This is a genomic window from Brevibacterium sp. 'Marine', assembly GCF_012844365.1.
GTDB lineage: Bacteria > Actinomycetota > Actinomycetes > Actinomycetales > Brevibacteriaceae > Brevibacterium.
In genome coordinates this window covers 3,380,631-3,405,172 of the sequence record NZ_CP051626.1, presented here as the reverse complement: position 1 = coordinate 3,405,172, position 24,542 = coordinate 3,380,631, and the positions used below count along the sequence as shown (strand labels likewise).

The 24,542-nt window shown below is 65.5% G+C and carries 23 protein-coding genes and 1 pseudogene; 13 read left to right on the top strand and 11 right to left on the bottom strand.

Translation table 11 applies throughout. The annotated features are described in order from the left end of the window. Positions 1 to 116: 116 nt before the first annotated feature. On the bottom strand, positions 117 to 578 hold the full coding sequence (mscL, locus tag HF684_RS15335) for a large conductance mechanosensitive channel protein MscL (RefSeq protein ID WP_169253179.1): 462 nt from the start codon (positions 576 to 578) through the stop codon (positions 117 to 119). Between the two features lie 240 nt (positions 579 to 818). After that, on the bottom strand, positions 819 to 1,334 hold the full coding sequence (locus HF684_RS15330; protein ID WP_248278975.1) for an SAF domain-containing protein: 516 nt from the start codon (positions 1,332 to 1,334) through the stop codon (positions 819 to 821). 99 nt (positions 1,335 to 1,433) lie between these two features. Here HF684_RS15330 and HF684_RS19015 point away from each other — a divergent pair, with 99 nt between their 5' ends. Further along, a complete protein-coding gene (locus tag HF684_RS19015) occupies positions 1,434 to 1,727 on the top strand; it encodes a hypothetical protein (RefSeq protein WP_348981454.1) in 294 nt (97 codons plus the stop codon). Between the two features lie 14 nt (positions 1,728 to 1,741). On the opposite strand, the pseudogene HF684_RS19010 reads toward HF684_RS19015, so the two are convergent. Then, positions 1,742 to 1,882, bottom strand: a pseudogene (locus HF684_RS19010) (FmdB family zinc ribbon protein); the annotation flags it as partial. Between the two features lie 123 nt (positions 1,883 to 2,005). Further along, positions 2,006 to 2,770: a 5-formyltetrahydrofolate cyclo-ligase gene (locus HF684_RS15320; RefSeq protein ID WP_248278974.1), complete on the bottom strand. Its 765-nt coding sequence runs from the start codon at positions 2,768 to 2,770 to the stop codon at positions 2,006 to 2,008. A 45-nt stretch (positions 2,771 to 2,815) separates the two neighbouring features. On the opposite strand from HF684_RS15320, the gene galU reads away from it, so the two are divergent. The 3 genes from galU to HF684_RS15305 all read left to right on the top strand — a co-directional run bounded on the left by galU (position 2,816) and on the right by HF684_RS15305 (position 6,710). After that, a complete protein-coding gene (gene galU / locus HF684_RS15315) occupies positions 2,816 to 3,718 on the top strand; it encodes a UTP--glucose-1-phosphate uridylyltransferase GalU (protein WP_169253176.1) in 903 nt (300 codons plus the stop codon). Positions 3,719 to 3,826: 108 nt separating this feature from the next. Further along, positions 3,827 to 4,423, top strand: coding sequence for a GNAT family protein (locus HF684_RS15310; RefSeq protein ID WP_169253175.1), 597 nt, complete (start codon positions 3,827 to 3,829; stop codon positions 4,421 to 4,423). A 118-nt stretch (positions 4,424 to 4,541) separates the two neighbouring features. Beyond that, a complete protein-coding gene (locus HF684_RS15305) occupies positions 4,542 to 6,710 on the top strand; it encodes a hypothetical protein (protein ID WP_169253174.1) in 2,169 nt (722 codons plus the stop codon). Between the two features lie 103 nt (positions 6,711 to 6,813). On the opposite strand, the gene HF684_RS15300 is transcribed toward HF684_RS15305, so the two are convergent. Both HF684_RS15300 and HF684_RS15295 read right to left on the bottom strand, forming a co-directional pair. Next, on the bottom strand, positions 6,814 to 7,983 hold the full coding sequence (locus HF684_RS15300) for an IS30 family transposase (protein WP_169253832.1): 1,170 nt from the start codon (positions 7,981 to 7,983) through the stop codon (positions 6,814 to 6,816). 381 nt (positions 7,984 to 8,364) lie between these two features. Beyond that, positions 8,365 to 8,874: a putative immunity protein gene (locus tag HF684_RS15295; RefSeq protein ID WP_169253173.1), complete on the bottom strand. Its 510-nt coding sequence runs from the start codon at positions 8,872 to 8,874 to the stop codon at positions 8,365 to 8,367. A 253-nt stretch (positions 8,875 to 9,127) separates the two neighbouring features. On the opposite strand from HF684_RS15295, the gene shiA reads away from it, so the two are divergent. Next, positions 9,128 to 10,492: a shikimate transporter gene (gene shiA, locus HF684_RS15290; protein WP_169253172.1), complete on the top strand. Its 1,365-nt coding sequence runs from the start codon at positions 9,128 to 9,130 to the stop codon at positions 10,490 to 10,492. A gap of 29 nt (positions 10,493 to 10,521) precedes the next feature. Beyond that, positions 10,522 to 11,559 (top strand): alcohol dehydrogenase catalytic domain-containing protein, encoded by a 1,038-nt coding sequence (locus HF684_RS15285; RefSeq protein WP_169253171.1) that lies wholly within the window; start codon positions 10,522 to 10,524, stop codon positions 11,557 to 11,559. Between the two features lie 71 nt (positions 11,560 to 11,630). Here the strand turns inward: HF684_RS15285 and HF684_RS15280 are convergent, their stop codons facing one another. Then, positions 11,631 to 13,088 carry an NAD-dependent succinate-semialdehyde dehydrogenase gene (locus HF684_RS15280; RefSeq protein ID WP_169253170.1) on the bottom strand — a complete coding sequence of 486 codons (1,458 nt, stop codon included), beginning with the start codon at positions 13,086 to 13,088 and terminating at the stop codon, positions 11,631 to 11,633. Between the two features lie 367 nt (positions 13,089 to 13,455). Further along, positions 13,456 to 13,782, bottom strand: coding sequence for a GNAT family N-acetyltransferase (locus HF684_RS15275; protein WP_169253169.1), 327 nt, complete (start codon positions 13,780 to 13,782; stop codon positions 13,456 to 13,458). 180 nt (positions 13,783 to 13,962) lie between these two features. Here HF684_RS15275 and HF684_RS15270 point away from each other — a divergent pair, with 180 nt between their 5' ends. Then, positions 13,963 to 14,550 (top strand): GNAT family N-acetyltransferase, encoded by a 588-nt coding sequence (locus HF684_RS15270; protein ID WP_169253168.1) that lies wholly within the window; start codon positions 13,963 to 13,965, stop codon positions 14,548 to 14,550. Positions 14,551 to 14,641: 91 nt separating this feature from the next. On the opposite strand, the gene HF684_RS15265 is transcribed toward HF684_RS15270, so the two are convergent. After that, on the bottom strand, positions 14,642 to 16,027 hold the full coding sequence (locus HF684_RS15265) for an SLC13 family permease (protein WP_169253167.1): 1,386 nt from the start codon (positions 16,025 to 16,027) through the stop codon (positions 14,642 to 14,644). Between the two features lie 261 nt (positions 16,028 to 16,288). On the opposite strand from HF684_RS15265, the gene HF684_RS15260 reads away from it, so the two are divergent. Both HF684_RS15260 and HF684_RS15255 read left to right on the top strand, forming a co-directional pair. Further along, entirely contained in the window at positions 16,289 to 16,858 is a 570-nt protein-coding gene (locus HF684_RS15260) for a transposase (RefSeq protein WP_169252171.1), read from the top strand. Between the two features lie 8 nt (positions 16,859 to 16,866). After that, positions 16,867 to 17,733, top strand: a complete 867-nt coding sequence (locus HF684_RS15255; protein ID WP_248279204.1) for an IS3 family transposase — start codon at positions 16,867 to 16,869, stop codon at positions 17,731 to 17,733. 75 nt (positions 17,734 to 17,808) lie between these two features. Here HF684_RS15255 and HF684_RS15250 read toward each other — a convergent pair whose 3' ends face one another. Together HF684_RS15250 and HF684_RS15245 are read right to left on the bottom strand one after the other, a co-directional pair. Continuing rightward, the gene (locus tag HF684_RS15250; RefSeq protein ID WP_169251415.1) at positions 17,809 to 18,876 is read right to left on the bottom strand and encodes an IS110 family transposase; all 1,068 of its coding nucleotides are present in this window, start codon (positions 18,874 to 18,876) and stop codon (positions 17,809 to 17,811) included. Positions 18,877 to 19,193: 317 nt separating this feature from the next. Beyond that, entirely contained in the window at positions 19,194 to 20,336 is a 1,143-nt protein-coding gene (locus HF684_RS15245; RefSeq protein WP_169253166.1) for a putative sulfate exporter family transporter, read from the bottom strand. A gap of 86 nt (positions 20,337 to 20,422) precedes the next feature. On the opposite strand from HF684_RS15245, the gene HF684_RS15240 reads away from it, so the two are divergent. The 4 genes from HF684_RS15240 to HF684_RS15225 all read left to right on the top strand — a co-directional run bounded on the left by HF684_RS15240 (position 20,423) and on the right by HF684_RS15225 (position 24,413). Further along, positions 20,423 to 21,340, top strand: coding sequence for a LysR family transcriptional regulator (locus tag HF684_RS15240; protein WP_169253165.1), 918 nt, complete (start codon positions 20,423 to 20,425; stop codon positions 21,338 to 21,340). 52 nt (positions 21,341 to 21,392) lie between these two features. Further along, positions 21,393 to 22,652 carry a PLP-dependent aspartate aminotransferase family protein gene (locus HF684_RS15235; protein WP_169253164.1) on the top strand — a complete coding sequence of 420 codons (1,260 nt, stop codon included), beginning with the start codon at positions 21,393 to 21,395 and terminating at the stop codon, positions 22,650 to 22,652. After that, a complete protein-coding gene (locus HF684_RS15230; protein WP_169253163.1) occupies positions 22,652 to 23,224 on the top strand; it encodes a GNAT family N-acetyltransferase in 573 nt (190 codons plus the stop codon). Before HF684_RS15235 ends, HF684_RS15230 begins: the two co-directional genes overlap by 1 nt. 205 nt (positions 23,225 to 23,429) lie before the next feature. Then, a complete protein-coding gene (locus HF684_RS15225) occupies positions 23,430 to 24,413 on the top strand; it encodes a cytochrome c oxidase assembly protein (protein ID WP_169253162.1) in 984 nt (327 codons plus the stop codon). Positions 24,414 to 24,542: the final 129 nt, after the last annotated feature.

Below are 24,542 nucleotides of genomic sequence, written 5' to 3'. Positions count from 1 at the left end.
CTCCGGCGCTATCTGGTCGTAGCGTTCTATCCGGTTGCAGGCCGCCCAACAGGTTTCGGATACGCAGAAGGCCCGCTCTCAAGGGAGAGCGGGCCTTCTGCGCGATCAGCTGGTGATCAGTGCCGCGGAGGCTGGTTCGGATCGACCGGGCCGTCGGTAGCAGGACCCTCGGCAGGTCCGGCAGCGGAAGCGGTCTGGTTGCGCAGGATCTCGCGGATGTCGCCGAGCAGGTCCTCGGTGGTCGGAGGAACTTCTTCCTCGGGAGCTCCACGCTTACGCAGCTCGTTGAGCTTGTTCATCGGCACGATGATGATGAAGTAGACGATGGCGGCAACGATGAGGAAGTTGATGGCCGCAGTGATGACCGCACCGAGATCGATGGTGGTCTCGGGGACGTTCTCCTTGATCCGGAACGCCAAAGCTGGTCCCTCGGCGCCGCCGACGGCGGCGATGAGCGGGTTGATGATCTTGTCGGAGAAGGCGGTGACGATGGCGGTGAATGCGCCGCCGATGATGACCGCGGTTGCGAGTTCGACGACATTCCCCTGGAGAATGAAGTCCCGGAATCCCTTAAGCATTAGAGAAACCCTTTCGGTGTGTGATCACTGAAATGCTGTTGATGAATAGCTCAATTACGTTCCAATAGTACACATCAGTAACACATTGTCAGCCGAAATGTTCTGCGAGTCTGACCACCGTATTGATGCGTCAGGAAATCGAAATGCAGAGACGAAAGCAGGCCCGGCATGGGCATCAGTCTCTCAGCACTGCGGTTCAACAGGGTCGATGACCCTCAGCCGGCAAGGCGGTGGCGGGGATCAGCGGGGGAGGATCGCGAAGCTGATCGGAAGCCCGGCGAACTCGGCGACACGCCTGGCATCCTCTGCGGAGAGGATGACGGAAACAAGCTGGCCTGACTCTGCGGCAATTCCTTCGGGTTTGTCGACGAGGCGGGCGATCGTCACCTCTTCGACGACGATTTCCGATCCGCCGTCGGGAAGGGACGAGAAGACGCGGATCTTCTGCCCGGGTTGGAGCAGTGCGGCCGAGGCGTCATCGGCCAATCGAATCGGCATGAGAAGGTCACGGCTGCCCTTCGGCAGCGCCTGCTGGTCGAGCACGGTCGACGAAGTCAGCGGTGATCCCTTCGACAATCCCGCCGAGGTGGCCCGCCCCTTCACCTCATCAACAGACCTGAATGCCTTGTCGGGGACCACGTCGGACGGGAACTGAGTGAGGGTGAGGTCGTCAGCCTTGAGTTCGGTTCCCGGTGCCAGGTCCGACTTCGCGACGACGATCGCTGTTCCCCCGCTGTTCGGCGTGAGTGTCCACACGGTCAGAGCACAGGCACAGGCCAGGCAGATGGCGGCGAGAACGCGCTGGGGCCGAACGCGCGACGATCGTGTCCAGCCGGGAGACGAGGTTCGGATGCGGTGGAAGAAGCCCATGCACCGAGCCTGCGGCGCCATGCTGCCGGCGGCAAGGGTGCGGAAATCGCCTGTGGACAGTTCGTGCCGTCCACAGGCGATCGGTGTCTGAGTGCCGAGGGCCGGAGCGGTCAGCTCGCGGCTGGAGTGCTTGCCGCCGAAGAGCTGCTCGACGACGAATTCGACGTCGTGGAGGTCGAGCTTTCCTTCGCCGACGAGCTCGAGGACTCCTTCGAGGAGGAGTCAGAACTCGAGGAGCTGACGGTGCTCGACTTGCTCGAGCGGGAGTCGGTGGCGTAGAAGCCGGATCCCTTGAAGCTGATGCCCACAGCGCCGAAGACCTTCTTCAGACGGCCCTGGCATTCCGGGCAGACGGTGAGCGAGTCATCGCTGAAGTCCTGATGAATATCAAAGGCGTGACCACAGCTCTTGCAGGCGTAGGAGTAGACGGGCATTCGAGACCTTTCTTCGACGACAAGATTATAGTGCACACCGGAACCTCCCCGGAGCACCGGTCCGCGGTATGCACAAGGTTATCCACATATCAACACGCGCGAGTGGGTGCTGATTCCCACCGATCAGGCCCTGAAGATATGTGTTCCCTCCTCGGTGACGGCCGCAGGGATGCGCAGGTCCCAGTCCTCGGCGACGAGGCCCGTCAGATCGAGCTCCTCGGCGAAGCACACCCCGACGATGCGGGGCTCCGAATCGGGAGCTCCCGAACTGTCGGGGCCCGAACCGAGAGGCTCCTCCCCGTGTGGGCCGAAGGTCCTGTCATAGAAGCCGCCCCCATTGCCCAGGCGGGCGCCGTCGGCACCGAAGCCCAGGGCGGGGACGAAGATGAGGTCGAGGCCGACCGCGGGGGAGAGCAGCTGAGCGGCGGTCAGCAGCGTGCCGTCCTGGGCCGGCTCGCGGATTCCCCATCTGCCCTGCGGTCTCAGGCTGGTCATCGAACCAGTGACCCGGCCGAACATCAAAGGCTCGCCCACTCTCGTGACGACCGGCAGGTAGACGGTGCCGCCCGCGGCGAGGAACCGATCGAGCGCCGGGTCGAGGTCCGGCTCTCCGGGCAGCGCCGCATAGGCAAGAAGCGAGCGAACCGGTGCATTCCGAATGAGGTTCCACGCGGCGTCGGCCACGGAGCCTGCAGGTGCCACGGTGTCCGGGGCCGCCACGGACCCCGGGTGCGGGGTCGAGTTCGGGGCCGCCTCGGTGGGAGTGACCTGCGGCGACGCCATCGTCGTTGACGACGATGCGGCGGGAGTCGCCTCGGCGAAGGGTCGTCTGGCGCGAGCGGCGCGGATGCGGGACCGCAGCTGCGCCTTCGAAGTTTCTGGGTCCACGCATTTCAGACTAACCGGGGTGGGCGGATTCGTTAAGATGACTTCATGAGTGATGAAGCGCAGCGCACCGTTCGCAAGGCCGTGATCCCCGTCGCCGGTCTCGGAACTCGGTTCCTCCCCGCAACGAAGGCCACCCCCAAAGAGATGCTCCCCGTCGTCGACAAGCCGGCGATCCAGTACGTCATCGAGGAAGCCGTCGATGCCGGTCTGCAGGACGTCCTCATGATCACCGGCCGGAACAAGCGTCCGCTGGAGGATCATTTCGACCGGGTCGACGGGCTTGAGGCAGCACTCGCTCAGAAGGGCGATGACAAGAAGCTCGCCGCCGTGCGCCATCCCTCTGAACTCGCGGATATCCACTATGTGCGCCAGGGCGATCCCAAAGGACTCGGGCACGCCGTGCTCAAGGGACGCCAGCACGTGGGCAACGAACCGTTCGCGGTGCTCCTCGGTGATGACCTCATCGACGAGCGCAGCCCGATCCTGCCGAAGATGATCGAGGTCGCGGAGAAGACCGGCGGCAGCGTCGTCGCGCTCATGGAGGTCCCGCCCGAAGCGATCCACCTCTACGGCTGCGCGGCCGTCGAGACGACAGCTGATGACGAGGTCGTCAAGGTCACCGGCCTCGTCGAGAAGCCCGCCACCGAGGATGCTCCCTCGAACTTCGCCGTCATCGGCCGCTATGTGCTGGCTCCGGAGATCTTCGACGTCCTCGAGACCACGAAGCCGGGACGCGGCAACGAAATACAGCTCACCGACGCCCTGCAGGAACTCGCCGGAGACGACGAGGGTCACGGCGTCTACGGAGTCGTGTTCAAGGGCGCTCGCTATGACACCGGCGACAAGCTCGATTACCTCAAGGCGGTTGTGCAGATCGCGTGCGACCGGGAGGACCTCGGCGACGACCTCAAGGCGTGGCTGCGCGACTTCGTGCCGACGCTGGACTGAGTGCCGACGCCGGACTGAGTGCCGACCGTCCTTGTTCGGCCGGGCTGACTGACCTGGTGCGGCCCGTCCGAGCCGACCGACCTTGAACCCGAGAGCGAGGGCAGCCGCGTGTGGCCTGTCATCCTGACTGATCGACAGTCCGATATCGTGCTGCGACCGCTGCGCCGCCGTGACGAAGAGGCGTGGCGAGAGGTTCGCCGTTTCAACCGCGACTGGCTGCGCCCATGGGACGCGACCCTGCCCGCACCGGGCCAGGAGCTGCCGGGCTTCCGCATGATGGTGCGGATGCAGGACAAACAGGCCAAACGTGGTCAGACGGTGCCGTTCGCCATCGAGGTCGACGGGAGCTTCCGCGGCCAGATCACCGTGTCGGGACTGAGCTGGGGCTCGATCCTGTCCGGGCAGATCGGGTACTGGATCGACTCGCGCGTGGCCGGACGCGGAATCACCCCGGTCGCTGTGGCCATGGCCGCCGACCACTGCTTCTTCGCCCTCGGACTCCACCGAATCGAGATCAACATCCGCCCGGAGAACACAGCGAGCCTGCGCGTGGTCGAGAAGCTGGGACTGCGCGACGAGGGCCTGCGCGAGAAGTACATGCACATCGACGGACAGTGGTGCGACCACCGCACGTTCGCCCTCCTCGCCGAGGAGGTCCCGCAGGGGCTGCTCGCCGCATACCGACACGGAACCAGTGGGTGGTAGGAGCGCCGGTCGAGCGGGTTCAGCCGCCACCTGGGAATTCGGTGAACTTCACTCTTGTTTGACCGACACACCTAGCGTCTTCACGACTTCCCCGATGCCTGCAATTTAGGGTGGCATTGTGGACACCAGCATCATCGTCGTCATCGCCATCGTCGTGGTCTTCGCCGTTGCTGTGCCCGCAATGATTCGGAAGTCTGCGACGGATCTCTCGCGCGTCGAAATCGACACGGTTCCGGACAACGCCGCCGTCGTCTCCGCCGAGACAGCCATCCCCGGACACGACCATTCGGAACGCATCCAGGTCTTCCACGACAAGCCCCGGAAGGTGCCGTCGGTTCCGACCCCGGGCATCTCGCAAGAAGCCGAAGCGCCGAAACTGAGTCTCTCGGCTTCCAGCCCCGAGTTCGCCGTCATCGACGGTCACGGCGAAACGCACACCGTCACCGAGGCTGCTGAGCACGCCCAGCTCAACGTCCTTCCCGTTGCGGTCGGTGAAACCTCCTCCCTGTCCAGCGACCACAGTGTCGGCGGTCGCGTTGTCGGAGTTCCCAGCGTAGGCGTCGGCACTGACACAGGATCTGGTCCAGGAACTCCCGCCGACAACGTTCGACTGCTCCACCCCGCCGTCCACGCGGTCTTCAACGACAGCGGCGCCTCCGCCGGGCGGTCGGACCGACAGAGCCGTCCACCTCAGGCACATCCGCCGCACGCGAGTGGCGTCGGCCGCGACGCGTCGGCGAACCGGGCCGGGTCGTTCAGCGCCGGTCGGGCCCCTCAAGGAGGCGGACCACGCGAGGACCGGTCCCGGACGGGACACGGCGGCCACCTCGGCGAGGAGACGGCCAGCACCCATGGACACGACCGACAGATTTCCAATCCGACCATCGGAACCGATGAGGAACATGCGATGACTGAGCAAGCCACGACCCTGCGGGAGTCACTGAAGTCGCTGAACACCATGGTCAGGGGCTTCTCCCTGGTCTTCCTCGCCTCGGTCCTCGGCGTTCTTGTGTCGAGTGTGCTCGCGGCCTTCTCGGTCGTGCACATCGCCTTGGCCGGGGTCTTCCTCGGTCTTGCGGTCGTCGCACTGTTCCTCGTGCGCACGCTCAACCTGCGGAAGCGGGACACGAAGAAGAAGCTGCGACGCCTGCAGGAGACCGCGCGGTCACGGATGTCGGCTAAGCCCGCCCACGCCACCGAGCCGGAACGTTCCTCCGCACCGGCGCGCGCCGGCCACCAGGACCGCGCCACCCGGCCGGAGCGTGTCACCAAGTCTGAGCCGACGGGGCAGCCGACTGCCACGGCACGACCGAAGACGAGCGGTGCGCCTGCAGCCGAGACGCAGACACCAGCCCGGACAGGTGCGAAGTCGCAGACCGTTGCCGTCAAACGGCAGCCTCGCACGGCACCTGCACCGACCTCGAGCGGAACCGCTGCCCGGATCGCCGCAGCTGCTCAGGGCACGAGCGCGGCGGCGAAGGCCGCGCAGGCACGCGCTGCGATGAACCGCTCCGCCGAGGCGAAGAAGTCCCGCGAAGAGGCCGACACCGGCGAGATCCCACTGGTGCGCATCCGCAAGGAAGCCGGCGAGGGCCACACCACACGCCAGGTCCTTCTCACCGGACCGATCCCGGTCGTGAAGGAGAACGCCACCACGGTCAGTGACTCCACCTCCGCCGAGGCGACCTCAGATTCCGAGGCCGAGTCGACTTCGCATTCCGCTGTCACGGCGGCTTCTACCCAGACGGCTGAGACCAAACCTGAGCCGACGGACACCACGGCCGATAGCGAGAACGATGCCGGAGCCACCTCGGCGAAGTCCGCGGAGAAGGTCCGGGCCGAAAGGACCGGGGTCCCGGTCTCGCTCGGAGCCGACCTCGTCGCTGAGCCCGACACAGACGCAGCCGACCGGAAGGACGCCGACGCGGATGTGCACGCTGCGCTGAACGCGGCGACTCGCACGGTCGATGACCCGTTCATACAGCGACTGAAGTCGCGCGACGGATGGTCGCCGACCCCGCTGCCCGTTCCCAGCTACGTCGACGCACCCGAAGCCGAGCATCCGGTGCCTTCGGCATCGGCGGCCGACGCCAGCTCGTACGAGACCGAGGCTCGCAGTCGTGAGGACATCGCCGCTGAGTTCGCCGAAGAACTCGGCTACCGGCCGGAGCTCAGCGACTCCGCCCGCGAGGACGGTCCGCTCGGCCACGGACGCAAGGCGATTCGCACGACGAAGGCCGCCGACCTCGGCGCCGTCAACGACGTCCTCGCTCGTCGTCGCGCCTGATGCCCCGAAGCAGCTGAGTTTCGGGCGGCACGGAATTCGCGATGCAGACGCAGAAGCCCCGCACAATCCGGCAGTTTCTAGGGGTCCTCGCAACACCTGATGGTTAAGACATCATCAGTAAATCACGAAGACGCTCGGCTGGGGTATCCCAGTCGAGCGTCTTGCGTGGACGACCATTGAGCTCTTGAGCGACGTGCTCAAGGTCTTCAGGCCCGTACGGCCGCAGGTCCGTGCTCTTCGGGAAGTACTGGCGCAGAAGCCCGTTTGTGTTCTCGTTGCTGCCCCGCTGCCAGGGTGAGTGCGGATCACAGAAATAGACCGGAACCCCAGTCGCGATGCTGAACTGCTTATGCGCTGCCATCTCGGTGCCCTGGTCCCAGGTCAGTGACCCCCGCAGATGCTCTGGCAGCGTACCGATCAACCCGGTGAGCACGTCACGGACTTCCCCGGCGGTGTGCCCGCCGGGTAGATGCCCCAGGAGCACGTATCGAGTCGTTCGCTCCACCAGCGTCACGATCGCCGAAGCACTGCCTGGCCCGACGATCAGATCGCCTTCCCAATGGCCAGGCACCGCGCGGTCCTCGATCTCGGGCGGCCGCTCCGAAATCATCACCATCTCGTCGATGAATCTGGGCGTGCGCTGGCCGGGATGCTTGCGCGGCTTCCGGCGTGTCCTCCCGGTCCGCAGTGCCTCCGCGACCTCGCGCTTGAGCCCACCGCGGGCCTGGATGTACAACGCCTGATAGATCGTCTCCGGGCTCACTCTCATACTCTCGTCGTCGGGAAATTCCTTCCTTAGAGTGTGGCTGATCTGCTCCGGCGACCACCGTACCGACAGCTTCTCCTGCACGTACTCCCGCAACGACACGTGGGTGACGAGCTTCGAGGACTTCGGCCTGGACCTCGACGCTGCCCAGGCACGATGGGCGACGTAGGGCTGATAGCGGCCTTCCTCAGAACGAGCATCGAGCTCACGCTTGATCGTCGAGGCAGGTCTTCCCAGCACGCGACCGATCGCGCGCAGACTCATGCCACTGCGATACAGGTCAGCGATCGTCTCCCGCTCCTCGAGCGAGAGATACCGGGGATGGAGCACGGCCTCCACCGCCGGCAGGGCGGGAACTTCTACCTGCATAGTCATACCGGTGTTGTAATCGATTACGGTGCCATCGGGATAGATACGCGAGTTACTCACATGCCGGACACCCTGGTCCCAGTCCCGCGCTGAGCGCACGTTGACGCCAACTCTGGCCGCTGCTTCTGATTGCGACATGCCATCGGCGCGTAATTGCATGTACTCAGACTTACGAGGGTGAGGACCGTTTCCCCTGACCCCACGTCCACGGATCCCGACCCGCCGTGCCCACCCGTACGCGGTGTTCCGGTTGACACCGACCTCGCGAGCGGCGGCTGAGATCCCGATGTCCGAACGCCTCAGCGTCTCGAGAAACTTCTCTTTCAACTCATTGAACGACACGATCCCCGCAACTCCTTGAAGTTCAAGGTGTTGCGGGGATCGCTAGAACCCGCCTCCGTGCGGGGCTTCGTCACGCCAGGGGTGATGGTGTCCAGGGTATGTCGCGGGCAGCCCAGTTCACGACAGATAGCATCCGTTTGAAAGCGTGCTATCTGTCGTCGATGGTGCTGCCGGCGATCAGGCGCTGAAGGCGAACCAACAGATCGCGTCGCGCCGCACCTGATCGTCCAGTACGAGTTCGCGGACATCGGTCGGCAACCGCTCGCGCTGCCAGTCGCGTTCGGCACGACCGGCCGCGAGGTCTTGGCCAGACCGTCCGCGGGCCGCTTTGATCGCGTAGGCCGCCGCCCCGAGGTCGTGTTCGGCGACGTGCCCGACGCAGGCCGCCTGCCCCGCCGCGTAGGCGGCGAACCGGGCGGGCCCACGCAGGGGTCGTGCGGCACCCATGGCATGACCACCGAGGGCACGAGCCTCCATCATCCGCATCTCACCGGCTGCCCACGCCCGTGCGGCGGCAATGGCGCTGCGTGGTCGCTCATCCTCGGGGCAGGCGGATTCGAAGTACGGCAGGACGTGTTCCGCACAGTCGGCGGCCCACAACGCGAGAAGCCGGTGGTCGGCATCGGTCAGCGAGCCGCCTCGGCGAATCGTGATCATCCGCGGATCGCGCACCTCCGGCAGGATCATGGGCGCCGACCGAGCACGGACGGCGGACGCAGGCGATGAAGCACGCGGACGTTCACAGTTGCCGATTCTAACGCCCCCACCGACCGGGCCGGTCTGGGGAAGGTCGGAACCGCGGCACGAACCTGCCTGGGGGCTGTATGTTCCCCTGCTGGACACGGCCGCCTCGGCAGTCTTTGACCGTGCTAGATTGCTCACCGTCGACCACGCGAGGGCGGTCGGCAGAGAGCAGAGCCAGCGTTCAGAGGAGGAACCGATGGTCGGTATCGAAGACCGGGTCAACGCCGACAGGGTCGGGGTACGGCGCGCCCACCGCGCGGCAGCCGGGTCGTTCATCGGTGCCGTCGTCGAATGGTACGACTTCCTCCTCTACGGAATCGTCGCCGCGCTGGTCTTCGGCGAACTCTTCTTCCCCGACTACAGTTCCCACGCCGGAACGCTCGCCGCATTCGCGACCTTCGGCGTCGGATTCATCTTCCGCCCGCTCGGCGGCATCATCTTCGGCCACTTCGGCGACCGCCTCGGTCGCAAGTCCATGCTCGTGTGGACGATGACGATCATGGGTGTGGCTACCGCCCTCATCGGATTCCTGCCGACCTACCAGTCCGTCGGCTGGCTCGCTCCTGCCCTGCTGGTGCTGCTGCGTTGCATCCAGGGCATCGCCGTCGGCGGGGAATGGGGCGGTGCCGCGCTCATGGCCGTCGAAAGCGCACCGTCGAAGCTGCGGGCCTTCTTCTCCAGTGGAGTCCAGATCGGCTATTCGTTCGGACTGCTGCTGGCCACCGGGCTTGTAGCCCTGCTCAGCAGCAATTTCTCCGCCGAGGCCTTCCTCGCTTGGGGATGGCGCATTCCGTTCTTCTTCAGCGCCGTCCTCGTCATCGTCGGGCTGTGGATCCGTGCCGGTGTTGAGGAGTCCGAGGAGTACGTCGAACGTGTGAAGAATGCGAAGACCGACAAAACCGCGAAGCTGCCGATCCTCGAAGCTTTCAAACGCTATCCCGCACAGATCTTCCAGATCGTCGGCCTGCGGTTCATCGAACTGCTGACCATGTACATCGTCACGACCTTCGCCCTGTCGTATTCGACAGAGCAGCTCGGCCTCGATCGGCAGGTCATGCTCAACATCACCCTCCTCGTCGGAGGTCTCGGCATCGTCACGATCCCCGCCTTCGCCTACCTCTCCGACCGCTACGGACGCCTGCGGGTCTACCTCACCGGCGGCATCATCGGCCTGATCAGCGCCGTCCCGTTCTTCCTCGTCCTCGAGGCCGGGAACATCGTCGGCATCGTCATCTTCGCAGTGCTGCTCATCAACATCGCTCACGATGCCGTCGTCAGCGTCCAGCAGCCGCTGTTCGCCGAGATGTTCAGTCCCGAATTCCGCTACAGCGGAGCGGGAGTCGGATACCAGCTCGCCAGCGCGATCGCCGGCGGCTTCACGCCGTTCATCGCGACGTTCCTCGTCGGACTCGGCAACGGTACCTGGTACCTCGTGGCGGCCTACCTCGGGGGCGGCTGCCTCATCTCGATCTCGATCGCCATGCACCTCGTGCGCAAATGGCAGATCGGCCGCCGCTCCGAACGCTCGACTGTTGAGTCCACTCAGGTCGTGTCGGCTTGATGGCTCGCCGCCCCTCTTACGCCGCCGCCATGCCGACCGCTGAGAAGCGAGCCGGATCGGAGTCTGCCTCGAGCGGATCGATCCGGTCAGTCGAGATCACCGCACCTGGTCGCGTCGAAGTCGTGACCCGTACGGGTCCGCACGGTCGCCCCGCGGAAGGGCATGTGCGGGTGCGAATGCTCGCAGTGGGGATCTGCGGCACCGACCTCAGCCTGGCCTCCGGTTCGCGGACGACTCCCGAGCTGCCATGGCGGCTCGGCCACGAAGGCGTCGGAGAGATCACCGAGGTGGGGCGCGGGGCCGAGGAATGGGCGATCGGTGACAGGGTCGCGCTTGAACCCAACATCACCTGCGGGCGGTGCGAGTACTGCCTCCGCGGCATGACCTCAGCATGTGCCTCCCGACTGAGCGCCGGCGTGCTCACACAGCCGGGATTCCTCGCCGAGGTGCTCGACCATCCCGGCGGATTCTGCCATCGCCTGCCGGCCGAGATACCTGTGGAGCGAGCCGTGTGCGCTGAACCGTTGGCGGTTGCTGCCGCTGCGATCCGTCGTACCGACCTGCAGGGTGGGGAAGACGTCCTCGTCATCGGTGCCGGAGCCCAAGGCCTGTTGGCCACGCTCATTCTCGTCGACCGCGGCTATCGTCCATTGGTGAGCGAACCGGACGAGACTCGGCTGCGGCTGGCGGTCGAACTCGGGGCCCGAGCCTTCGTCCCCGGCGCCGGCCGAGAGCCTCGGATCGTCATCGATGCGGCCGGAGTACCAGATGGGCTCGCCGCCGTTGTCGACCACCTGTCTCCATTCGCAAAGGTCACGGTCGTCGGAGAGGACCACGACCGCCTCGGCGCCTCGACGTTCGACATCGTCCAGCGGCAGCTGAGAATTCGTGGCTCTTTCATCTACGAACACCCGCAGGACATGGCGACCGCGGTCGCCATGCTCGAGACGCTGCCGACCGAGGCGATCGTAGGGACCGGACTCTCGCTCGACGATGCACCCCATCTGCTCGGTGCCAATGCCTGCCGTCGGCCCGGGGTCAAGCAGTGGGTGGACCTGCGCGGCTGACTGTCGCGGGGAAAGCCGAGGGAGTCAGCCGTAGCCGAAGATCGCGCGCAGCAGCGGACTCCGGTCTCGTGTCAGCTGCGGGGCAGGGCCACGTACTTGACCTCGAGGAACTCGTCGATGCCGACGCGTCCGCCCTCGCGGCCGAGGCCGGACATCTTCACTCCGCCGAACGGCGCAGCCGGGTTCGAGACCAGGCCGGTGTTGAGCCCGACCATGCCGACCTCCATCTTGTCGGCGAGTCCGAGGGCACGTTCGACGTTCTCGCTGAACAGGTAGCCGACGAGGCCGAACTCGGTCTCATTGGCCAAGGCGATGCCTTGTTCGTCCGTGTCGAAGGTGACGATGGGGGCCACGGGGCCGAAGATCTCCGTCGTCCGGATCTCGGCGTCATCGGGAATGTCGGTCAACACTGTCGGGGTGTAGAAGAAACCGTCGCCGTCGATCCTGGTTCCTCCGGTGAGGACCTTCGCTCCCTTGGCCACTGCCTCATCGACAAGATCGGCGACCTTGTCGAGGGTGTCCTGGTCGACGAGCGGGCCCATCTCGGTTCCTTCGTCGAGGCCGTTGCCCACCTTCATCGCGCCGATGCGTTCGGCCAGTCTCGAGGAGAACTCCTCGGCGAGAGAGGAATGGACGAACATGCGGTTCGCCGCGGTGCAGGCCTCACCGCCGTTGCGCATCTTCGCGACCACCGCGCCTTCGACGGCCTTGTCGATGTCGGCGTCGGCGAAGACGACGAACGGCGCGTTGCCGCCGAGCTCCATCGACGTCTTCATGACGTTGTCGGCGGCCTGCTTGAGCAGGCCCACCCCCACCTCGGTGGACCCGGTGAACGTGACCTTGCGGGCGATGCCGGACTCCATCCAGGCAGTGACGACGCGGCGCGCGGAGTCGGAGGTGACGAGGTTGAGCACGCCGGCAGGCAGGCCGGCCTCGACGAGGACGTCGACGAGCATGAGCGAGGTCAGCGGGGTCAGCTTCGCGGGCTTGAACACCATCGTGCAGCCGACGGCGACAGCGGGTCCGATCTTGCGGGCGCCCATGGCCAGAGGGAAGTTCCACGGAGTGATGAGAATGCAGGGGCCGACGGGCTCGCGCGAGATGAGCATGCGATTCTTGCCGTCCGGTGACTGCGAGTAGTCACCCTCGATGCGCACAGCCTCTTCGGAGAACCAGCGGAAGAATTCGGCGCCGTAGGTGACCTCGCCCTTGGACTCGGCGAACGGCTTGCCCATCTCTGCGGTCATGACCGCGGCGATGTCGTCGGCGCGGTCATGCAGCAGTTCGAAGGTCCGGCGCAGGATCTCGGAGCGTTCGCGCGGCGAGGTGGCTGCCCAATCTGCCTGTGTGTCACCGGCGACCGCGATGGCCTCTTCGGCATCGGCGGCGGAGCCGTCGGCCACGGTGGTGATGATCTTGCCGGTTGCGGGATTGCGGACGTTGATGGTCTTGCCGCCCTCGGCCTCGCGCCACCGGCCGTTGATGAACAGGCCGGTGCCAAGTTTGTCGATGATCGGGGTGATGTCCACGACGCGTCCTCCTTGAGTGTCGTCGGTGCAGAACCGCGTGGTCGGCGTGAGAACGTCCCCGCCGCAGTACCGGAACGCGGCTGCTTCCAGTTTAGTGCTCTTCGGCCCGAAGCGTCGTGGGGAATTCGCTGCCGATGCCCGTCACGCGGGGGACTCCTCAGGCGGGGGACTCGTCAGGCGGGGGCTCGTCCGGCCCATCGGCTGCGGAGCCACCGTCGGCAGTCGAAGCGCGGGCGATTATCGACAGTGAAGCGTGGGCGAGTGCACTGATCGCGATGAGCTGACGCCCCCGACACTGAGCGATGCCGGCCCGGTCACTGCGACGTGACGAGACCGGGCAGGGAACTGACGAGACGGAATCGGACCCTCAGGCGACGAATTTGTCGAACTCGTCGTTCTTGGCCAGGAAATTCTGCACATAAGAGCACGTGGTGCGGAACTTCAGCCCCGCCTCGGCGCTGGTCTCGAGGGCATAGCGCACCAGCTTGGCCGCCAGGCCGCGACCGCCCCACTCGGGCGAGACCTCGGTGTGGGTGAAGGTGCGCACCGGACCGTCGGCGGTGTCATCGGCACTCGCCTCACGGTCGATGTAGTCGGCGAGGCCGATGACCTTGCCCGCATGGGAGACGGTGAAGCGTTTGGCGGCGGCATCCTCGGCGATGGTGAAGGTCTCTCCCGAGATGTCGATGTCCATGGTCGTTCCTCCCGAATGTCGGTGCCCCGTATGTCCGTGTCGGCGGCACTGCGCGATAGTCGTCGGCGATCGGTTGACGCTCGTCGCCGTCCTGACAATTGACACTATAGTTCTGTTCCTGAGGAAGCGACTAGCCTGGTCGGACGCAGCCGCACGAACGATTGTGAAGGAGTCCCACCTATGACCGCACACCCCTCGGCGTCCCCGGTCGACGCGCACCGCCAGAAGCTGAGCGCAGTCGGCTTCGAGGTCGCCGAACTGACGTCTGCCGACATCGCCGACTATGTCGAGCTCGTGTCCTCGGCCTACCGCGGCGAGGGGTCGAAGCAAGGGTGGACGACCGAGGCTGACCTGTTGGGCGGACAGCGACTCGACGGCCCGATGGCCGAGGACATGCTCGCCGAGGCGGACTCCCAGATCCTGCTCGCCCGCGATGAGCAGGGCCGCGCCGTCGCCAGCGTCTACGTGCGCGAACCCGAAGACGGAGCCGCCTACCTCGGCGTGCTCGCCGTCTCTCCGCTGGGGCAGGGCAAAGGTGTGGGGTCCGCGCTCATCGGCCTCGCGGAGGCATGGGTGGCCGAGCATTGGGGCGCGACATCGATGCGGATGAGCGTGATCAACAAACGCGAGGAACTCATCGCCTACTACGAACGCCGCGGCTACTCGCGCACCGGAGAAGTCGAACCCTTCCCCTATGGCGACGAACGCTTCGGCCTGCCGAAGGTCGACGACCTCGCGTTCGTGATGCTGTCCAAACCTCTGGGCTGAGGGGCGGCTGCGCCGAGAATCGGGCTGAGCGTCGAGAAACGCATGTGCGCCCGTTTCTCGACGCTCAGCCCGTTTCTCGATGAACTCAGCCTCAGAACATCATGGCGGGAACGACGAGGCCGCCGACGAGTACGACCGGCCCGATGACGACCATCGACATGCCGAACTTCACGAGGATGCGCGTCAGTCGCGGCTTGTCCTCGACCGGGGCGGTCGCCACGACCGTGGCGCCCAGCGTCGAGAACGGTGAGACGTCGACGACGGCCGAGCACACGCCCAATGCCGCGATGAGGGCCCAGCCGGGCACCCCACCGGCGGCGATGAGCGGCAGAGCCAACGGCACGAGGGCCGCCAGGATACCCGTCGTCGACGCGAACGCCGAGACCAGGCCGCCGACGATGCAGAGGACGAAGGCCGCGATGAGCGGCGAACCGATCGCCTCTGCGCCCTCACCGAGCAGGTCCACGGCGCCCATGTTCTGCAGCACGCCGACGAAGGTGATGATGCCGCCGACGAGCAGCACGGTCGGCCAGTCGATCTTCGGGATCGCGGCCTTGCCCGTCTTCGGATCGACGAGCGAGAGAATCGCGCCGAACATGAAGCACAGCAGGCCGATGTCCGGTTCCTGGCCGAGGGCCGCGAGCACGACCACGGAGCCGATGAGACCGACCATGAAGACCACGGTGAGGATCTGCACGACGGTGAACGGCGAGGAATCACCCGCCTCGTCGGTGGTGGAGGAGTCGAAGAGGGCTTCGTCCTCGTCGTCCTCACCGAAGGCCACACTCGACGCCGAGGCGGAACCGCGGGAAATCGTCGCCTGCGTGCTTCCGCCGTGCGCCCCGGCCGAAGCATGCGCGGAGGCTGCCACCGTGGTCTTCGAGAACAGCGACCGTCCGTACATGAAGTATGCGACGGCGAGCATGACGAGGTAGACGGCCACGGCGATGCCGAAGAGCAGGAACGGGGAGAGGTCGATCCCGGCATCGTGCGCGGTCGAGTACGTGACGATTCCGTAGAGGCTGGTCGGGGCGAAGCCGCCGGCGCCGATGGCGAAGCAGATCGCCAGGCCCATGAGCGCATAGTCGACCCCGTACTTGCGGGCGACCTGCATGCCCACCGGCATCATCACCAGCCCGGCCAGCGGGGCGCCCATGGCTGCGATTGCGCCGGTGATGAGGAAGAACACGACCGGCAGCAGCACCGCCGAGGATCCGACGCGTTCGAGGGCCCAGTCGATGATCTTGTCGACGGTTCCGTTCTCCTGCGCGATCGCGAAGAAGTAGGTTACGCCCGCCAGCAGGATCATGATGCTCAGCGGGAATTCGGCGACGATGTCCTCGACCGCCATGTCGGTGAAGAGGAGTCCGGTCCCGGCCGCGCCGACGAGCATTAGCACGCCGATCTGCACCCCGCGGACCGCGCCGATGGCGAAGAGGGCGATGAAGATGAGCAGAGCAATGATCTGAGTGAGCATGATGTCCTTGCGAAGGCTGAAGCGACGCTGAGCATCGCTGGCTGATTCGCTGAGAGACACTACCAGTGTTACCGGCGGGTACCACCGAGGCGTGTCCGACCTGTTGGAAAGTTCCGATAGACGGAAAATCCTCGCCGAGGCGGCCCGTGGGCAGGGGGAGCCGTCTCAGAACTACCTGACGGCGGCTGAGCAACCTCGCGCTGGAGTGGTCCCCGAAAGTTGGACTGTGATCAACACAAACCAACTTGAAGGGACCATTCCATGCGTCAGGACTGTCTGATCACCAACGACCAAGCCAAGGCCGCGATCGAACTCTTCGACCAAGGGCACGGCTACGCCGCGGCAGCCACGAAGCTCGATGTCCACAAACCCACACTCAAACTTCTCCACGACCGGTGGCTGGTGCGTGGAACAATGTCGGTCATGGAACCGCACCAGCGCCGCCGTATACCAGCAGAGCAGAAGATCGCGACTGCGAAGCGATACCTCGACGGCGAACACAAAGTCGAACTCGCCAAGGAACTCGGCCTGGCATCGTCGCGTCCGATCCTCGACTGGGTCAAGGAATACCGGGACAAGGGCGATCAGGCATTCACCTCGCCCCCGGCATCAGGCAAGGGCACAACAGCCCGGATGCGCGCCATTGACAGCGGTCAGGACCCGGATGCTGATCCGGCCCCGTCTAAGCCGGACCTGATGGCGAAGAAGACCCGTGCCGAGGACATTAGTCTGGCGGAGTATCGGCAGCTGCAAGACCGGCTGTTGCGGGCGGAAGCGGAGAACGCGTACTTAAAAAAACTGAAGGCCTTGAGGCAGAACGGGCAGCTGTAAAAGCACGCATAGTTGCCAGTCTCAAGGCGAACTACCCACTGTCACTGCTGCTGAGCATTGCGGGCCTGGCACGGTCGACGTTTTTCTATCACCAGAAACGCTTCGATCAGAAACCTGACCCATACGAGCAGGTCAGGCCCCGGATCCGGGAGATCTTCACCGACAGCCGCGAATGCTACGGGCACCGCAAGATCTGGGCAGTCTTGGTCAAAGAAGGCATCACGATCGCGAAGAAGACAGTGCTGCGGTTGATGCAGGACATGAACATCAAGACCAAGGTGCGCAGGAAGCGGTATAACTCCCACCGTGGCACGATCGGCCGTGTTGCCGGCAACGTCCTCAACCGGGAGTTCACCGCTGAGGAACCAAATGAGAAATGGGTCTCTGACGTCACCGAATTCGCTGTGGCGGATCAGAAACTGTATCTGTCACCGGTCATCGATCTCTTCGATACCAGTGTGGTGTCGTACTCGATGTCGACGTCACCGAACACGGCGTTGACGAACAAGTCACTGACGAATGCGTGTCAGGGGCTTCGGCCCGGTCAGAAACCATTGGTGCACACGGACCAGGGGTTTCAGTACCAGCACGTGTCGTGGGCGGCGATCCTGACCAAACACGGTGCCACACCGTCGATGTCGCGGAAGGGAAACTGCTGGGATAACGCGATGGCGGAGAACTTCTTCGGGCAGTTGAAAACCGAGATGTTCTATCTGCAGAAATTCAACACGGTCGAGGACCTCGAGAAAGCGATCGATGAGTACATTCATTGGTATAACTTTGAGAGGATCTCGATGCGACTCGGCGGTCTTGCCCCGATGGAGTATCGGACCAAGACCGCCACAGCCGGACAGCCGGCAACTGCTTTATGCTGACCTCACAGCAGTCCAACTATTGGGGACCACTCCACGCCAGGTTGCTCAGCCGCCGTCAGGATCCTTCTATGTCGGTCAAGCGGCTTGACCGATCGGGTTCGTGGCCTCGAGAATCCGATACACCGAACGGGCCAAACTACGCTTCATACACCGGATCGTCTCCTTCTTCGTCTTCCCCTCACTCAGCCGTCTAGCCATGTACGCCTGGGACTTCTTATGGTGAGAAAGCCGCGTGACTGCCACCATGTACAACGCAGAATTCAACCGACGATCACCACTGCGATTCAGCCGGAACCTCACCACATTCCCCGACGACGCCGGTATCGGACAGACCCCCGCCAACTTCGCGAACGCAGCCTCGGAACGCACCCGCCCATGATGCGACCACGCCAGGTAGAACACAGCCGCAGTGATCGGACCGATCCCCGGCTCAGCCAGCAACGCCGCCCCCGGACTGTCCTTGACCAAGGCCTCGATCCGGGCGGCGTAGTCCTTGATTTCGGCATCGAGCTCGACGACACGTTTGGCTAACCGGATGGCTTCCCGACGAGCCTCGGTCAGTGCCACAGACTCGTCCCTGATCCGCCACTTCGCCACCGTCTGAATCGTGACGACAGACAATTTCCGACGCGCATCGACACCGAGGTCATGACCACGCAACAGCGCAGTGAGCGCATTGATCGTCCGGGTCTTCTCCCGAGTCATGGACTCCCGCGCCTTGACCAGGATCCGCAGTCCCTGACGCGGCCCATCAGCCTGCCGGGGAAACCGCAGCCGCGACTCATCCAGCGACAGGACCGCGCCAGCGATCCGTCGGGCATCGATCCGGTCGTCCTTGCCCGTGGCATGCCGGTCGCGAGCATTCATGCTGGCAGCCTCGGCGACCGTGTACCCGGCCTCGGCGACATGATCGGCCAGGATCGCCCCGTACGTGCCGATACCCTCGATCACCCACAGGGTCTCAAGGTCCCCGCCGGTACGACGCCCGGCCCACGTCAGGGCTCGTTTGATGCCGGCTTTTGTCGTCGGGAACGTGGCAGTATCGATGTGCTCACCAGACTTGGTGAGGACACTGTAGACGTGGTTCTTCGCGTGGGTGTCGACGCCAACGACAAACGCGTATAAATGCGAGATGATAGTCATGACGGTTCGTGCTTCTCCTGTGTCGGAACGGATGAGGTCCGACCGTCGAACGGTCGGCTCCGGTCCGGGAGATAGTCACGTCGAAACACCACTGTGATGAGTCACGTTCGGTCAGGAACGGACAACCTTCTGATCAAGTTATCGATGTGGGCCGAGCCGGTGCCGACCGCCCACCAATCATCAGACAGATCCCGACGAGGACATCGTTGGAGTCAGTAGCAATTAGAGTCATGATGATCGATGGGACGGTCAGTTCCTACTCTGCCAGCCAGTCCCAGACCAGCCACTATCAATACTCACAGTAGTAATTGGGGGGATCAGGTGAGGAGGAGGGCTCCGCCGAGGGCGATGAGGGCGACGATGATCGTGACCAAGGCGGCCAGGGCGATCGGTCGGGCGCCGAGGTTCCTCAGTGATCGCCACTGCACTCCGCGACCGAGGGCGAACATCGCCATCGCCAAGCACACGGTCTGAATCCAACTGAGGCCGGTGACCGCGAACTCCGGCAGCAGACCGAAGGTGCGCAGAGCCGCCATAATGAGGAACCCCACGACGAAGAGTGGCACGATCGGCGGGCGCTTGCCCTGAGTCGGAGCCTGCTTCGTCGTGGTCGACACCGACCCCGCGGTCGGCTCGGAACCGGAGGCTGCCGCGGAACCCGCGGCCGACCCCGCCCCCGCAGGGGTCGCGGCGGAACCCGCGACCGGCTCGGAACCCGCGGCCGCCTCGGTGCCGGTGTTCGCCAGTGACTTGTCCTCACTGCGGCGCACTGCGTAGCTGAACACGGCGACCGTGGGGGCGAGCATGATGACGCGGGCGAGCTTGACGAGCACGGCGATCTCGAGGGCCGCGGGCCCGATGATGCCGCCGATCGCCACGACCTGGGCGACCTCATGGGTGGCGGCTCCGCCCCACATTCCGGCGGTCTCCGGGGACAGACCCAGGGCGGTCGAGAGTCCGGGCACGATCGCGATCATCAGAGTGCCGAAGAGGACGACGAGGCCGATCGCGGCGGCGACATCCTCTTTCTTCGACTTCAGGGTCGACTCGACTCCGGCGACGGCGGCGGCACCGCAGATGCCGAAGCCGCTGCCGATGAGCACGGCCAGGGGACGGTCGACCTTGAGCGGTCCGGCCAGGGCCAGGGCGGAGAGGATGCCGGCGGCGACGATGACGGCGGCGAGGACGAGGACGAGCCAGCCGAGATCGAGGATGTCGCCGAGCACCACCTGCGCACCGAGAGCGACGATGCCCAGGCGCAGCAGCGGCTTCGCCGCGAAGCTGAGTCCGGGCATGAACGCCTCGGGGAGGTTGGGCACGAGATTGCCCAGGAGGATGCCGAGCACGATCGCCACGAGCAGCGGTGAGAGCACGGGGGCGAGCATGGAGATCGGCCACGCGACGGCCGTGGCCACGGCGGCGACGGCGAGTCCGGGTAAGAGGGAGGTCAAGCGGTTCATGGCTTCAGTCTGTCAACGCCTGCGCAGCCGCAGTAGACGGTGATTTCGACGCAACCCATATGGATCTGATATGCCATGATGGGCATATGCACGCTCTCGGCAATATGAAGAACTGGCCCGAGCTTCAGGCTCTGGGTCTGCTGGTGGCCCTCAGCGGCAACGCCCGATCGATCGGCCAGGCCGCGGCGAAACTCGATCTCGCCCAGCCGAACGCCTCGCGCAGTCTGCGCAATCTCGAACGCGATCTCAAAGTGCCGCTGCTGCGGCGCTCGCCGCGGGGAACCGAACTCACCGTCGAAGGCCGGGCCGTCGCCGAATGGGCCTCGAAGGTCATCGAAGCCTACGACACCCTCTACGCCGGTGCCCGCGCCATCCAGGACGCCCGCGCCGGAACCGTCAAGGTCAGCGCCTCGCTGACGGTCGCCGAATACCTCATGCCCCACCACCTCACGACCTTCCGTGCCGCGCATCCGACGATCGACATCGGTCTGTCGGTGGAGAACTCCGCGACCGTCATCGACCGGGTGCGCCGGCAGACCTGCGACCTCGGGCTCATCGAGTCCGTGTCCCTGCCCCAGGACCTCAACGCCGAGGTGGTCGGCCGTGACCGACTCATGATCGCCTGTGCCCCGGATTTCGCCCACGCCTGGACGACGCCGATCACCGCCGAGGGGCTCGCGCAGGTGCCGCTGCTGGTGCGTGAGAACGGCTCCGGCACGAGGGAGACCATCGACGCGGCGCTGCTCGGCGCGGGCGGGGTGCGCGTGGCCGGCGAGTACGGATCGAATTCCGCCCTGCGCATCGCCGCCGCCACATCCGTGGCCCCGGCCGTTCTCTCCGAGCTCGCTCTGCGCGATGATTTCCGGGCCGGGCGGCTGGTGCCGCTGCCGGTGGGCGACGACGTCGACCTCACCCGCGAACTCCACGCCGTGTGGGCGAAGGGCAGGCGGCAGTCGCCCGGAGCGCGCCTGCTGCTCGAGCACATGATCGACAGTCTCGAGTGATGGAATCCGGACGGCTCGGCACCAGCGGCGATCGCGCCCGTATATTGGGGACATGACACAGCCTGAGCCTGCCCCCTCATCCGCCGCTCGTTCCGAGTACGCTGCCGAGACTCTCGTCGTCGAAACCGGGCGCCCGCAGCGCACCGACGGCGCTGCCGTGAACCCGCCGATCGATCTGTCCTCGACCTTCGTGGGCGCGGGCGACATCTCCGCATCGCCCTACGCCTATGCCCGTTTCGACACTCCTGCTTGGACGCCCTTCGAAGAGGCGCTCGGTCAGCTCGAACATGCCAGCCTGCCCGGACTGGTCTTCGGCTCCGGTCTGGCCGCGATCTCCGCCGTGATCAGCCTCGTGCCCGCCGGCGGCACGCTCATCATCCCGACTCACAGCTACCAGGGGGCGCTCGCCTCCGCGGAGCAGATCGCCGGGCGGCAGAACTTCGACCTCGTCACCGTCGACATCTCCGACACCGAGGCGGTCATCGCCGCCCTCGATCGAGCGGGGCACGCCACGACAGGTCAGGCGGCGACGGACGGGACGGCCGCCTCGGCGGGGGACACGGATGGAACGACCGCCTCGGCGAGTGCCGGCACAGCCGGATCCCCGGGGATGCTGTGGATCGAATCGCCGACGAACCCGATGCTCGAGGTCGCCGACGTTCCCGCGCTGACCGCGACCGCCAAGGACCGCGGGTTCCTCGTCTGCGTCGACAACACCTTCGCCACCCCGCTGCTGCAGACTCCGCTCGATCTGGGCGTCGACATCGTCGTGCACTCGGTGACGAAATACCTGGCAGGCCACTCCGACGTCGTCCTCGGCGCGGTCATCACCGGCAACACCGAACTGCGCGAGGAGCTGCACACGGAACGATCCATGCGCGGCGGCATCGCAGGACCCTTCGAGGTCTGGCTGGCCCTGCGCGGACTGCGCACCCTGGCGGTGCGCCTCGACCGCGCGCAGGCCAACGCCCAAGCCATCGCCGAGCGCCTGGCCGCCCACCCCGCCGTCGTCGAAACCCGCTACCCGGGCCTACCGGACGACCCCGGCCATGCCCGCGCGGCCGCGCAGATGAACGGGTTCGGCGCGATCATCTCCTTCACCGTCGAATCCGCGGACAAGGCCACCGCCATCGCCGAGGCGGTCCGACTGTGGACGCCGGCGACCTCCCTCGGCGGGGTGGAATCCCTCATCGAGCGTCGTCGGCGGCACCCGTCGGAACCGGCGACCGTGCCCGAGGGACTCATCCGTCTGAGCGTGGGCATCGAGAACCTCGACGACCTGTGGGCCGACCTCGAGGCGGCCCTGGCCTGATGGGGCAGACGCCCGACTATGTGCTCGACCGGCCCAGCGTCGACGACGTCGACCAGTTCTTCGCCGTCGACTCCGACCCGCGGGTCTGGACTCACCTGCCCAGCGGACGCCTGACCGATGAGGAGGAAGCCGAAGCGATCCTCGTTCGACTGGTCTCCCAATGGGAGCTCGACGGAATCGGGCCGTGGATGGTCCGGGAGGCGCCCGGCGGGGACATCCTCGGCCATTGCGGGTGCTCGCTGCGCGGAGTCGCCGGCCCCGGTGCCTCCCGCGGCACACCCGGAGCGTTCTGGAACCTCGGATACCGATTCCGCCCCGAGGCGCAGGGGCGGGGACTGGCGACCGCGGTCTCGCGCGATGCGATCGCCGCCGCCGGGGACGTCGACCCCGATCTGCCGGTCGTGGCGTATCTGCTCGAAGTCAACACCGCCTCGGCGGTGGTCGCCCGCAAGCTCGGCCTCGAACTCGTTCACCGCGCACCCGATGTCGGCAATCCCGACCCGGCTGCCATCCGGCTGGTCTTCGCCGACCGGGAGCTCACCGCCGACCAGCTCGACGCAACACTGGCCTGAGAACCGCCCAGCTCGACGCAACACTGGCCTGAGAACCGCCCAGCTCGACGCGGCACTGGCCTAGGAGCGGCGGAGCCGCGACCATCCCCAACAGCCGCCTCGAACGGATGACGGCGTCGCGCATGAGGCGTACGGTGGTCACCGAACCGAATTTCTACGTCACGTAGAAATGAGATGACAGGGGGTGGCCGTGCAGGAGCAGAGTATGAGCGGGGTGATGTGGCACCCGAGTCTGCCTCCGACCTTCTCACGAGTCATCGACTGGCATCCGCAGCCGATCCCCGTCATCGTCATCCTGGCCGCGGCCGGTCTGCTGGTGTACGCCTTCTGCGTGTGGCTTCTTCACCGTCGTGGCGTGCGCTGGCCGATCTCCCGCCTGATCTGGTGGTGCTCGGGCATCGTCACGGTGATTCTCGTCGACGGCACAGCACTCAACGGCTACGGCATGGAGCTGTTCAGCATGCACATGATCCAACACATGATCCTGTCGATGCTCAGCCCCATCCTGCTGGTCCTCGGCGCGCCGATCACACTGATGCTGCGCGTTCTGCCGGCCGGGTCGGGACGGTGGAATCTGCGCCGCATCATCCTCGCCGTCGTCCACAGCCGCCCGATGCGCGTGCTGACGAACCCGATCGTGACGACCGCACTCTTCCTCATGAGCCTCTACGGGCTCTACTTCACTCCGATCTTCGACCGGCTGATGTCGACGATGTGGGGTCACAATCTGATGTTCATCCACTTCGTGGCCATCGGCATGCTCTATTTCTGGAACATCTTCGGCGTCGACCCGTCCCCGCGCACCGACGGCAAGCGGAGGCTGGGCATCGATCCGACCGTCGTCCAAGTCTTCGAGGTCGTCGCCACCGTGCCGTTCCATGCGTTCTTCGGAATCGTGGTGATGATGTCGAGCACCCTGCTGACCGGCTACTACGGTATGGCGCCGTGGGGCATCGACCCGTTGGACGATCAGTTCGTCGGTGGCGGCATCGCCTGGGCCTTCACGGAGATCCCCACCCTGATCATGCTCGGGGTGCTGATCATCCAGTGGCAGAGATCGGACGAGCGTCTCAGCCGCAGAATCGACCGTCAGGCCGCTCGCGACGGCGACGCCCAACTGCAGGCCTACAACCGCTATCTCGCGCAGCTGCACGCCGAAGACCAGCGCAGTCCCCGCCGCCGGGCATAATGGCACCGTTCGAGTGCGACCCGAGCATGGCCCCCGACCTCGAATCAGCCCGGACGTGTGACGCAGATCAACTTAACGTACGTTAAAGTGGCGGGAGATGCTTCTGTACGTCTCGAGGGCGGAGAGAAG